9 protein-coding genes are annotated in these 11,990 nt (G+C 65.1%); 1 reads left to right on the top strand and 8 read right to left on the bottom strand.

The window, feature by feature from the left end; all coding sequences use genetic code 11:
- Positions 1-177 precede the first annotated feature (177 nt).
- Positions 178-1,377 carry an IS256 family transposase gene (locus BF95_RS23130; RefSeq protein WP_043154871.1) on the top strand — a complete coding sequence of 400 codons (1,200 nt, stop codon included), beginning with the start codon at positions 178-180 and terminating at the stop codon, positions 1,375-1,377.
- A 44-nt stretch (positions 1,378-1,421) separates the two neighbouring features.
- Here the strand turns inward: BF95_RS23130 and BF95_RS25870 are convergent, their stop codons facing one another.
- From BF95_RS25870 to BF95_RS23075, 8 genes are all read right to left on the bottom strand, one after another.
- Positions 1,422-3,125, bottom strand: a complete 1,704-nt coding sequence (locus tag BF95_RS25870) for a 3'-5' exonuclease (RefSeq protein WP_051520209.1) — start codon at positions 3,123-3,125, stop codon at positions 1,422-1,424.
- Positions 3,083-4,771, bottom strand: a complete 1,689-nt coding sequence (locus BF95_RS25865) for a UvrD-helicase domain-containing protein (RefSeq protein ID WP_051520208.1) — start codon at positions 4,769-4,771, stop codon at positions 3,083-3,085. Before BF95_RS25865 ends, BF95_RS25870 begins: the two co-directional genes overlap by 43 nt.
- Positions 4,771-5,385, bottom strand: a complete 615-nt coding sequence (locus BF95_RS23100; protein WP_043154859.1) for a helix-turn-helix domain-containing protein — start codon at positions 5,383-5,385, stop codon at positions 4,771-4,773. Before BF95_RS23100 ends, BF95_RS25865 begins: the two co-directional genes overlap by 1 nt.
- Positions 5,385-5,888: a sigma-70 family RNA polymerase sigma factor gene (locus tag BF95_RS23095; RefSeq protein ID WP_043154857.1), complete on the bottom strand. Its 504-nt coding sequence runs from the start codon at positions 5,886-5,888 to the stop codon at positions 5,385-5,387. Before BF95_RS23095 ends, BF95_RS23100 begins: the two co-directional genes overlap by 1 nt.
- Positions 5,885-6,049, bottom strand: coding sequence for a hypothetical protein (locus BF95_RS27995; RefSeq protein ID WP_161774410.1), 165 nt, complete (start codon positions 6,047-6,049; stop codon positions 5,885-5,887). The genes BF95_RS23095 and BF95_RS27995 overlap by 4 nt, the downstream gene beginning before the upstream one ends.
- A gap of 110 nt (positions 6,050-6,159) precedes the next feature.
- Complete coding sequence (locus BF95_RS23085) at positions 6,160-9,600, bottom strand: ATP-binding protein (RefSeq protein WP_043154853.1); 3,441 nt, start codon at positions 9,598-9,600, stop codon at positions 6,160-6,162.
- 2 nt (positions 9,601-9,602) lie between these two features.
- Positions 9,603-10,853 carry a metallophosphoesterase family protein gene (locus tag BF95_RS23080; RefSeq protein ID WP_043154850.1) on the bottom strand — a complete coding sequence of 417 codons (1,251 nt, stop codon included), beginning with the start codon at positions 10,851-10,853 and terminating at the stop codon, positions 9,603-9,605.
- A gap of 156 nt (positions 10,854-11,009) precedes the next feature.
- Positions 11,010-11,675, bottom strand: coding sequence for a hypothetical protein (locus BF95_RS23075; RefSeq protein WP_152542902.1), 666 nt, complete (start codon positions 11,673-11,675; stop codon positions 11,010-11,012).
- Positions 11,676-11,990 lie beyond the last annotated feature (315 nt).

The raw sequence follows: 11,990 nt of genomic DNA, 5'->3' as shown, positions 1-11,990 counted from the left end.
ACAAAGCGGAGGTCGAGTGTGGCGATTACGTTAAGTGGTGTAGGTTTTGAGGGTAGCGAAGCTGACCGGACGCGCGCTCATCGATAAAGCGCTGTAGCGGCCGGTCAGTTTCGCGGGTGGTCACCGGCGAACTTCGGATAAGTTTGGGTTGCGAAGCTCAACTTACGGAGACCTCCGATGACCAATGACAAGATGGACCTGCACGCTCTGGTTGGGAAGACAGCCGACGGCGATTTTCTACGCGACATGATCGGCTTTGCCGCGCAGCGGCTGATGGAACTGGAGGTGGGCAGTGTGACCGGCGCTGCCTATGGTGAGAAAGATCCTGAGCGCTTGGCACAGCGCAACGGCTATCGGGATCGGGACTGGGAGACGCGAGCAGGTACGGTCGAGCTGCGGATCCCCAAGCTGCGCAAGGGAACATATTTTCCTGGGTTCCTGGAGCCCCGTCGCTTGGCGGAGAAAGCGCTGACGGCCGTCATTCAGGAAGCCTATATCCAAGGGATTTCAACCCGCTCGGTCGACGATTTGGTGAAGGCCATGGGGATGAGCGGTATCTCAAAGAGCCAGGTTAGCCGGCTGTGCGTGGAGATCGATGAACGCGTGAAGGCTTTTCTCGATCGTCCGATTGAAGGCGACTGGCCTTACCTGTGGATGGACGCGACCTACATCAAAGTGCGGCGGGCCGGTCGCATTGTCTCGGTCGCCGTCATCATCGCCGTCGGCGTCAACAGCGATGGCCGGCGCGAAGTGCTTGGCATGGCGATCGGTCATTCCGAAGCTGAGGTCTTCTGGACCGATTTTCTACGCAGCCTTGCCCGTCGCGGTCTGCGCGGCGTGAAGCTGGTGATCTCCGATTCCCATGAAGGCATAAAAGCTTCCGTCGCCAAAGTGTTCAGCGCCACCTGGCAACGATGCCGGGTTCATTTTATGCGCAATGCGCTGGCGCATGCTGGCAAGAGTGGGCGCAGGGTCGTGTCGGCGTTCATCGCCACCGCCTTCGCTCAGGAAACGCCAGAGGCTGCAAAGGCCCAATGGCGTAGCGTCGCCGATCAACTGCGCCCCACCGTGCCGAAACTCGCCGCACTGATGGACAGCGCCGAGGAGGATGTGCTGGCTTATATGACCTTCCCTGCCCAGCACCGCACCAAGCTTCACAGCAACAATCCAATCGAGCGCCTCAATGGCGAGATCAAGCGACGCACCGATGTCGTCGGTATCTTCCCCAACGAAGAGGCTATCACACGTCTCGTCGGCGCTATCCTCCTCGAACAAAACGATGAATGGGCAGTGCAGCGCTGCCGCTACATGACACTGGAAAGCGTCTCAGGATTAAGCGATAATCCCATCATCACGTTGCCTGCCATGGCAGCATGATCAATCCGGCTTAGCCGGAGGTCGCTGTGACAACGCCAGCGAACCTACACCACGTTGTGGGGCACGATCCAGATGAAGTAGCACTGGCAGTTCGGGCAGAAGCGCGGATCGTCCGGCTTGGCAGGAAATTGTCCGGCCTCGATCCCGTTGATCGCGCCCTCGAACGCCTTGATGGCCTTGTCCTCCTTGCCGGCCGGGAACTCCCGCGTCTCGCCGTCGCTGGGATAATAGGCCCCGACAGAAATCGTCCTGCCCGGAAACCGCTTCTGCGCCGCCAAGCGCAATGCACCGTAGATTGGCTTGTCCCCCTCGCCCTTCGTCTGCCGGCCAGTCCGGATCCGCTGCACGCGCACCACGCCACCGGCCTCGACTAGGCGGTCAGGCTCCATCGTGACTGTGCGCCCGGCGATCGTGACGTCGAGTCCCCCGTCGACAGACGCGCCCTGCTCGGTAGCGATAAAGACCGCCCCATTGGCCACCATGCGGTTCGCGGCCTGCCGGTAGTATCCCTCGAAACCGTGACCGACGGGACCGCGTTCGGCCCAGACCTCATCGAGATGCGCCAGCGCTTCTGCAGCACTGGTCGCGACACCTGCGGCGCGACGGTCTTGGATCCATGCCAGCGTCCGGCGTACGCAGCGGTGAAAGTCAAGGAATGCGGCGCCGTCGGCACCGCCGCGCAATCCCATTAGCTGCTCGTACCGGTATTTCGCGGGACAGCGGATGTAGGTCTCAAGTTCGCTGGCGGAGTAGCTGGCCCGTCTCTCGACGACCACGGGCGGGCGGGCGATTGGCAGCGGCACACTGGAGGGAGCCGTGCGGGTCGTCGCAGGTATCGACGAAACCGAGTCTAGAAACTTCGACGCAGTCGCATTCTGCGTGGTGTATTTCACCGCCCGCGTCAGCGACAGGTGGTCTCGCGCACGGGACAGGCCGACGAAGAAGAGGCACTCCTCTTCGGCATCATGGTCGACCTTAGCCATGTTCAGCTGCGGGTATTTCGCCAATGCAGGTGTCCTCGAGCCTTTGCGGCTCGCCGGCATATATCTCGTCGCCAATGCGGGCAGATGGACCGCCGGAAACTCCAGACCCTTGCTGCCATGGATAGTGAGTACGCGTACTGCATCGATGTCGGTCGCCTCGGCCGATATCGCACGATAGACGCTGTCTTGGTTCAGCAGTTCGATGCGGCGGATGCGCTCCAGCAGGCGCTTCCGGCTTCCGTCACCGACGGCGTCGTGCTCGCCGCACACCTTGAGGAGGTGGTAGATCGCGATGAGCTTCTGACGATCTGCCGGGTCCGAACTGCGGACGAGGGCATTGAGGTAGCTCCCCGTCTCAAACAGCCAGCCGGTCAACATCGACCAGGGCGACGTACCCGGGCCAACGAACGCGAGCTCCGCACCCAATTTCGCGAGACCGTCGCGTCCTGTGTCAGAAAGACCGTCGATCTCGGCGACCCGGGCCAACGCTTGTATGACCGGCAGCTTCTCCACCGCAGCCCAAGCGATCACCGCGAGGGAGTCTTTTTCGGTCGCGCCGTATGCGGGAAGCTGCGCGACCCGGACAAGTCCGAGCCCGCCGAATTCGGCATCGAGCGCGACCAGCGACAGCAGGTCGCGGATCTCACTGCGCTCGAACAGGTCACCGAGATACAGGAGGGGGACGTTGAGCCTCTCGAGCAGGGCCGTCAGGCGGCCAAGCGTTAGATGGCTGCGCGCCAGGATCGCTTGGTCGCGGTAAGGCACGCCCGCGACCCGCAGCCGCTCGACCCGGTCGCGGATCGCGCAGGCTCATCCTCGACGGTCGCGCAGACCTCGAGCGTGACATCGCCGACCGCGCCTCGGTTGGCCTGCCACTGCGCCGCCGCGCCACCCGTCATGCCCCCGGTGAAGGCGGCGAAGGCGCGCACCACTGGCGTGCCCGAGCGGTAGTTGATCCCGAGGCTGAGGCGCTTCCCGTCGAACTCCGTAGTGAACCGCTCGACGTTCGAAGGCTCGGCTCCCCGAAATCGGTAGATCGACTGGCGATGGTCGGCGACCACCCAGATGTCGCGGCAGTCGTCGGCGAACGCGCGCAGGAGAGCCGAGCTGGCGAAGTTCACGTCCTGATATTCGTCGACGAGCAGGTGACGGTAGCGTCCGAGCACCTCTGTCCGGACCTGGAGATCCTTGAGCAGCGTGACCGCGTGCCGGATCAGGTCGCCGAAGTCGACCGCGTCCGCCTCCTCGAGCAGCCGCTCGTAGATCACGTAGACCTCGCCGACCTCGACCGCCTTCTCCGCGATCTCCCGCACAGCCTCGTCGGTGCTCGCCGCCGCGAGGTCCGCCTTGGCCGCCGCGAGGTATTCCTCCGGACCGATCAGCTCGTCTTTGGCCCTGGAGATCGCGCTCACCACAAAGGCGAGTTCGAGCGCCGGCTCGAAGAGGTTCTGGTAGTGGCGCAGCGGAAGCAGCTCGAGGTTGGTCTCAAGCAGCGCGAGGCTGGCCGTCGGATCGAAGATCCTGACCTTCTCCGTCCGGCCGATCCGCCCCGCGTAGCAGGTAACGAGCTCGAGCCCGAACTTGTGGAAGGTCCCGACCCACATCTCGATCGCGGCGTCGGCATCGACCGCCGACAGACGCTCGCGCATTTCCTCCGCCGCCTTGTTGGAGAAGGTGAGCGCGAGGAGCGACGATGCCTCGTCCTCCTTCAGGATGCGCGTGACGCGTTCGACCAGGGTGCGCGTCTTGCCGGTCCCGGGACCGGCGTGCACCAGGAGGGGGCCGTCCGACCAGTCGACGGCCGCCTGCTGGTCGGCATCCAGGTCGTAGACGACCTTCTCGCCCTCCTCGACCTCGTGGCGGACTAGGGGTGGAAGCAGCAGGGCACGGATGGCCTGCTGCAGGACGAGGTTGCGCGGCAGGCCGAGCCGGGCCGCGATGGCCGACGGCCGGGCGCCGGTGAGGAGCTCGTCCCTCAGCCAGTCCGAAGGACTCAGGAACTCGCCCGCGAAGACGTCGGCCTGGACCTCCTTTCGCTCGCGCGAGGAGTAGCCGTCGACGCGGGCGCCGCCGCTCTCCACGGTTTCGCCGGAGAGTCTCATCGACACGTCGGTGACGTCGCTCTCGGCATCCTTGTGCAGCCGGAAATGGCCGAGCTCGTGCGCAATGACGACGACCTCATCCTCCTTGGTCTGACCGCGCGCGACGTGGACGATGCCGGGACCACGCTCGAAGAATCCCAGGACGTTGTCACCGGCCCGCGTGCCCGGATCGAACTCAACGATCTCTAGGTCGTGCAGGCCGGCCATCGCGTCAACCAGCTGGCGGGCTGTCGGAGGGGCACCCGCCTTGGCCAACGCTGCGGTGCGGCAGTCGCGCGCGGCGAGCCAGATGTCGCTCCAAGCGTCCATCAGGCGTCGGCCAGCCAGTAGGCGATCTCTTCTTCGCTCATCCCGGACGACCGTATGATTTCCTCGAAGGTCCGCTGGTTCGCAACCGGCTGACCGACGGACTTGGCGCGGCCGCCAAGCGCCGGAAGGCGGGCGGCGTGGGCATGGGCGAGGTTGAATGCCGCCACCGACACGCCGAGCTCCCGCGATATCGCCGTCGAAAAGCGTGGCCGAAGGTCGCGCATGCGGCCGGCGAATAGGTCCGCCACGACGACACGCTTGATCGGCAGTCTGCGGGCAAGTTCCGGTTGGGTCAGGCCCGCCGACTTGAGCATGCCATTGAGCGTCGGGCCCGCCGCGGCGGTCGCGTCGACGACCCGATCCCCGGCCTCCGCCGCAAACATAGCGGCCTGCACCCGGCTACGGCCGCGCGCGATCATGTTGTCGTCCAGTTGCCCGGGCTGCTCGCACATGTCCGCGATCATCGCCAGACGGACGGCCGCATGTTCGCGGATGTCCTCGGAGAAGTCCGGGTGCGCCCGCGTCCAACGCTCCACGTCCGCGCGTGTCGGGATGTCGCACTCCTCGTGGAACGCGATCAGCACTTCATCCCTTACCTGCTGATTGTCTTCCATCACGATTTTCCGATCATCTTCTCTAACTGTTGCTTGGCGGACACAAGCCTCTTCGAGGCGGTGTCCGGATCGATCCCGAGGATGCTCGAGATCGACTCGCCCTTGATGCTGCTGCAGCCGTAACCCTGCATGTGGAGCTCGAACACGTCGCGCACGCCCTTGCCATGGAGGCGATCGAGGATGCGCTGCACGTCGGCTGCCTGCTCCGCCTCCGAGAAGTTCTCGGTCCGCGGATCCACCATGCCGCCGGGGTCGTCGACCATGTCAGGCATGAGCTTCATCTTCTTGAGCGCCGGGCGCACATGGTCAATCGCCCGCTTGCGGAGGGTCGACTTGAACCACTTGCGCAACCCCTCGCCATCGGCCGCAGTCGGTGACAGCAACGCCTTGAGCATCGCGTCGTGCACCGCCTCGACGATCTCGTTCCCGCCGTCCGGGAAGGTCTTCGTAGAGATTTCGCCGCGCAGGATCGACAATATGCGATCGGAGATGAAAACAATCATCTCACGGACGAAGCTTGGTCGATTCCCTTGCGGCGGTAGTTGGCGCGTATCGCCCCTACGATGATTCCTTCGGGGAACCGGGCCAACTGACCATGTTCGACGATCCTTCGCCAAGTGGGATGGTCGCCGGGCAGCGGAGGCTCATCGTCCGCATCACTCATGAATATCTCCTCCAAATTTGGACCTCAGAGTGACAAGCGAATTCTGACGCGGAAAATCCGGAAAAAACGCGTTCGCTGCGTTGATTTTCATAAACGTGGCACTGACCACATCACGACAACGTGCACTCCGAATGGAGCTCGGCGCCGATTACAGACTTCGCAATCTGAACGAGGTGCGGGTGGTGGGTAAAGAACAGCACTTGAGTGCTCCGGGCCACCTCGGCCAAGACCTGGAAGCCAGCCTCTGCCCGCCGGTCATCAAAGTTCACGAACAGGTCGTCGGCTAGGAACGGCAGGCCGACGCCCGCAGCGACGGATTGCTCCAAGGCGGCGAGCCTCAGCGCAAGGAATAGCTGGTCAGTGGTACCCTCGCTCATCGCATCGACGTCAACCATTGTCCGCATGTCGTCGCGCATACCCCGGAGCCGCGGGATGGGTCCGTCGGTGTCGACCTTCAATGTGGTGTAGCGGCCGGTCGTAAGTGTCGAAAACAGCTCGCCAGCGCGCAAGAGCAGCGGATCCTGGTGTCGCTCGCGATACTTCTCGATCGCCCACTTCAGCATCACCGCCTGCGCCCGCTTTAGGATGTAGTCCTCTGCCAGAACCTCCAGTTCCGAACGTGCCTGCTCCGCGTCGGCGGCCGCGTCGACGGCTGAGGTGCCGCCGGTGTCGAATGTTGCGAACTTGGCTCGGGCATCGCCGTGGGCCGTCGCTGCTTCGTCCACCAATGCGTTTAGCTCATCGAGCCGGGATCCCAGCGTCGTCAGCTGCGAGGCGACCTGATCCGGGTCAGTTGCATCAACCGCGGCGATCAGCGCCTCGAGTCCGATCCCATCGCCGGCCTCGATGATCGCACGCTCCGTCGCTGAGACATCCTCGACCAACACGCGCCTTGCCCGGGACCTCTCGATGACCGCGCCAAGCGCTGTCCTGTCCGATACGACTGCCTCTGCAAGGAACGACGCAAGTGCCTCGTCGGTCGCCTTAAGCTTGGCCTGCGCTTCCTGCAGCTCGCCGTGGCGGCGCCGGTCCTCCTCGTCCAGCGAGCTATGCAGCGTTGCTCCGGTCCGCGCCGCCGCGAGCCGGTCTCGCATTGACCGCAGACGCTCGGACACCTCGCCCGCAGCGACGCCGAGCGCGTCGGCAAGCCGTCCCACTGCCGCCGCGTGATCCCGGGAGTCGCGCGCGATGCCTTCGATACGCCGGTGCAGAAGTGCTTCCGAAGCTGTCGCCTCGCGCAGCTCGTCGAGAAGGTCGAGGACAGCGGCACAGACGGTAACGTCGATTTCTAGACGCGCCTCGGCTAACGCTGCAGTCCATGCGGCGATGTTCTTCGTTGCCGCGCCTTCCACCGCGCGGGTCCTATGGTCGAGGGAGGTAATCTCCACATCGACCTGATCCAGCTCCGCCTGCGCCAGCAGGCGTTTGCGCGACACATCGTCGAATGCGGCGCGACGCGTCTCCGCCTTGGAGAGCACGGGTGTAAGCGGGCCACCCGCATCCGCGATGCCGAGTGCCGCAGCAAGCGCAGAACGGGCGCCGTCGCGTCTGGCTTCCGACCGTTCGACCTCCGAGATCAATTCACGCAGCTTGGCCTGAGCAGCCTCCGCCACATCACGGTCAGCCTGCCAAGAGTGGAACCGCCCGGGTTCCAGCTCCGGCAGTCCGGCATCGCCGAGCCGACGCTGCCAGGCGGAGAGGACCTCCTCGTGTCGGCCACGCGCCGTCTGGGCGCGGGCTGCGGCCTGGTCGCCCGCTAAGTCATGCGACGCCCGCGTTTGCTCCAGCAGCGAAAGCCTGCCCGACGCGTCGGCGGTCGCGTATCGCGCGTCCGCGCGCCCGTCCGCCGCAGCAATGCCAGTTTCGAAACCCGCGACCGCGTCGGCAGGTGCCAGAAGGGCCGCACCATCCATGAGATGGTCGCGTAGCGGCCGCCACAGACGGTCGCGCTCGGCCCGCATCTCGACGATGTCCTCGGCGGACACGGCGGTCCCTGTCGATAGCTGCGAGATTTCGAGCGCCGCGACGGAAGACTGGTCAGACGCGCGCTGCGCGGCTTCCTCCTCCCGACGGATGTCGGTGAGGAGAGTCGCAAGGGCGTCGCGCGCCTCCTGGATCTCGGTGGCGTCTACTTTGGGAAGGCAAGCGAGTGCAGTCGCATCGCCCGTCCAAGGCACCAACCTGGCCAGCGCTTCGGCGGCATTGCGCGCGGCACTGTCCAGGCTGCCGCGCACGGCGTAGCAGCGAGCGTCGGCATCGGCGCCCAAAGCACGCGCCTCATCAACAGCGGATGCAAGTGCGTCAGCCGCGTCGCCGACCACATTCGCGGCAAGCGTCGCCTCCGCACGGCCCCGCCGCTCCTCTATGCGCTGTCGCTCGTCCTCGATCTGGCGCGCCGCAAGGCGTTGCTCCCCATCAACGCGGGAGAGCTCACGCAACCGCGCCGCGAGTTCGCGTGGCGGTGCCGCATCGGCGTTCGGACCGGCCTCGGCGCGGAGCCGGCGGACGGTCGCCGTCGCTTCTGCGTGCTCGGCCTCCAGCCCGACGAGGTCACGCTTCGCCTTAACTTCCGCACCCGCCTCAGTAACGAGGCGATCGACCTCATCGGCCTCTACGAGCACCTGCGCATCCGTCGAGACGGAAGAACGCCGGTCGGCGATGTCCGCGCGCAGGCTCTCGGCGGTCGCTATTGCGCGGACCGCCTCTTCGGCCTCTCGCACGAGCTCCTCGGCGCCGGTCTCGCGCTGGCGCCCCAGGTCTACAACTCCATCGTAGCCGGCGAGCGACGCCATCTGCTCCTCGCGTCGCCGGACGAGCGGCGCCACGCGCCGGACACGTTCGGCAGATCTCGATTCGGTCTGGACGGCGTCGCGGTCGCGGCGCGCCGCCTCCAGAGCCTCGCGGGTCCGCTCGGTGGCGATCCTAGCGTCCGACCAAGCCTTGGGCTTCAGCGCGTCATCGCGGACGATCCTTGCCGACTCGGCGAGCTGGCGCTGGGCCTGTGTGAATGTCCTGCTGCCGCGGGTAGTCGGCCCCCAGATCGCATCTGCCTCGGTCTCCAGACGACGCAGCTCGTCGGAGACGCCGGTCAAACCCGACCCAGCCGCGAATAGCGTGCGGCCGACATCGTTCTTCGCCTCGACCATTGCCTGCCCGCCCAGGCGGAGTGCCGCCTGATCCAGGCTGAAGGAAAGGCCGAACGTCTCCCGTGTCTGTCCGCGCAGCATCGCGGCGAGCGGCGCTTCGTCGATCGCGGTGTCATCGGCACCGAGGAGCGTGCTGCCCGTGCCCTTCTTGCGGCGGCAGGTAAGCGTCGTGCCGCCATCCTCGAGCATTGCGCCGACGCGCAGCAGAGAATAGTCGAAACGGAAATTGTATGGCGAACGGGCGGGAAAGCCAAAGAGGAGGTCGGAGACGGCCGACAGCGACGTCGTCTTGCCGGCCTCGTTCTCGCCGTAGATGACGTGAAGGTCCGGACTGCCGGAGCGGAAGTCCAGCTCGCAGTCCTCGAAACGGCCATAGCGCTCGAGCGAGAGGCGGGAGAACCGCATGCTCAGCCTTCCCTCGTAAGACGCGACCGCAACGCCGTGGACGCGGTGCCGAGGACGCCCGCCCAATCACTCCTCGCTGCCGACAGCCGCAGCTCGCCGTCCTCGGGTTCGCCCAACGACGTACTCGCCGCCAGCATGAAACGCTCAAGGTCGCGACCGATGGCGGCGGTGAGGTCCGGATCGGTCGCCGCCTCTTCGATCATTGTGCCAAGGTCCTCGCCGACCGCAACCGTAGTCCGCGCCGGTTCGGTCACTTCGACCCGGACCTTCTCGACGAATAGGTCAGGGGAGATCGACGAAGCGATCGCGCGCACGTCGTCGCGCAGCATCGCGGCTCCGTCCCGCACCGCGCCGGCGTCAGCCATCTCGCCGGTCAGCGTCACGCGCGCGATCAGCGGCCGACCTGAGGCGTTCGAGCCGTGAAGGCCGACAAGCGCGGAACGCAGCAGGTCACTGAGCTCGTCCATCCGAGCACCTGTGCAGTCCACGTCGAGGCGCGCCCACCGAATAACGTCGAGCTCTATCCGCTCGACAGATGTTACCTCGCCATCGGCCACGTTGACCAACACCGCACCTTTGGCGCCGGTTTCTCTGATCGTACGGCCCTGCACATTCCCTGGGAACACGACGTGGGGTTCGGTGCTGACGACCTCGAATTCGTGCACGTGGCCGAGCGCCCAGTAGTCATAGCCGCGAGACCGCAGGTCATCCACGCTGCAAGGTGCATAATCAGCGTGACCCTGTCGGCCGGCCAGCGCTGTGTGGAGCATGCCGATATTAAAAGTATGCGCGTCGCCCTGTGGATAGGCGATGACGAGGTTCTCGGTAACAGCCTGCGTCGCGAAGCTCTGGCCGTGGATTGCGACCGAGATGTCCGGAAGGCGGTGGGTCTCGGGCCGCTTCGAGCCGAACAGTCGCACATTAGGCGGCCAAGGAACCGTTCGCGATATGACCGACGCGGCATCATGGTTGCCGGAGAGTAGAAACGCCGGGATTCCAACTTGGTTCAGGCGGCCCATCGCCTTAGCGAAATAGAGACCGGTCCCCATGTCGCGCCAGTCGCCGTCGAACAGGTCGCCCGCGATGACAACAAAGTCCACCGCCTCATCGATGGCGCACTGCACTAAGTTATCGAAAGCCGCGCGCGTAGCGGATCGTATTTCATCGACCGGCAGGCCCTCATATCTCGAGAGGCCATGCAAAGGACTGTCGAGATGAATGTCGGCGGCGTGTAGGAACCTGAAGCTAGTCAACTAATTCCCCCAAAACCAGATCGCCCCCTCGCTCTCGGAGGCGCTCCCAAACAAGATGAATGTGGAAGCAAATCACCGCCACTTACAAGATCTAAGTCGCGATATGCATCAATTGAGTATGGCAACGCCGTCTGAGCAAACGGCGGCTTTCGAGCTTTACTGCAAGCCTGGCGACGGACGGTAGGCCGCGTCCGGCAGGTTGGCGTCACCGATGTCGATATGGCCGTGGGCGTAGGGTACGTCTGCGCCGTTGAAGGCGACAGTGTCTTCGAGCGCCATAAGTGACCCTGACACGACTTCCATAGCGTCGCCGCCGTGGAGCCTCCGCAGCAGTTCGCCGACAGCGAGGATCGCCGCGGTCAGTCCGACAAAGGGCACGCCGATCGTGCGAGACGCAATCTGTGTCAGGCCACATCCGTCCACCCCCTTGACCTTCATCGCCCGGTAGGCCGGCATAGTCGAGACGTCGGGGGCGGTGGCCGTAGGCGCGGTGCCTCCCCAGATTGCGCCTGCGCGCTTAGGGCCGGGAAAGCTGTGCAGCGAGAAGTTGCGGAACCCCTGCGTCCCACCGCCGAGGCCAGCTTCCACCACCAAGTCAAAGCCCGCATCCTCCAGCGCCGCGCGGGTAACCGCGTTGTCCACGCCACACAGTGCGGCACCGGGCTCGAGGTGGTGGCGCCGCGTCCATGCACCGAACCGTCGCTCCTCGTGCCGAACCTCGAACCCGCGACGCTCGAGCCAGTCACCGACCCAGCGAGTTTTCATTGCGGTCGGCTGTTCGGGCACTGCCAGCAGCGAGGTGCTGTCGTTAGACTCCGCCATCCGGTCGAAATCCTGAAGCATCAGCGTCGTCTCCGCTCCTTCTGGATAGGGGAGCGAGGCAAGGCACCAGGCGAAGGCCTGACCAAGGTTGCCTAGGCCGATCAGCCAGAGCTTGGCGGGGAGATGGCTGAGTAGCGGTTCGTTTGGATCAGAGTCAGTCCAGGGCGCGCCCGGGTTCCAGATCGATAGGCCCGACGCGCGCGACCCGCCATGTCGTGGTCGCCGGCATGCCAGGCGAAGACTCGCCAACGCACGCGGCGGCGGCCATTGCCGGCGCCAGCGCAAGTGCGAGCGCGTCGCGGGCGACCGGGGTCC

The organism is Sphingobium sp. Ant17 (assembly GCF_000588875.1).
In the GTDB taxonomy this organism is placed as follows: Bacteria; Pseudomonadota; Alphaproteobacteria; order Sphingomonadales; family Sphingomonadaceae; genus Sphingobium.
This window is presented reverse-complemented; position numbering and strand designations above follow the sequence as displayed.

Coding starts and splice junctions, on each gene's coding strand:
- BF95_RS23130 (WP_043154871.1), top strand. CDS start 178: ATGACCAATGACAAGATGGACCTGCACGCTCTGGTTGGGAAGACAGCC.
- BF95_RS25865 (WP_051520208.1), bottom strand. CDS start 4,771: ATGGACGCTTGGAGCGACATCTGGCTCGCCGCGCGCGACTGCCGCACC.
- BF95_RS23100 (WP_043154859.1), bottom strand. CDS start 5,385: ATGGAAGACAATCAGCAGGTAAGGGATGAAGTGCTGATCGCGTTCCAC.
- BF95_RS23095 (WP_043154857.1), bottom strand. CDS start 5,888: ATGATTGTTTTCATCTCCGATCGCATATTGTCGATCCTGCGCGGCGAA.
- BF95_RS27995 (WP_161774410.1), bottom strand. CDS start 6,049: ATGAGTGATGCGGACGATGAGCCTCCGCTGCCCGGCGACCATCCCACT.
- BF95_RS23085 (WP_043154853.1), bottom strand. CDS start 9,600: ATGCGGTTCTCCCGCCTCTCGCTCGAGCGCTATGGCCGTTTCGAGGAC.
- BF95_RS23075 (WP_152542902.1), bottom strand. CDS start 11,675: ATGGCGGAGTCTAACGACAGCACCTCGCTGCTGGCAGTGCCCGAACAG.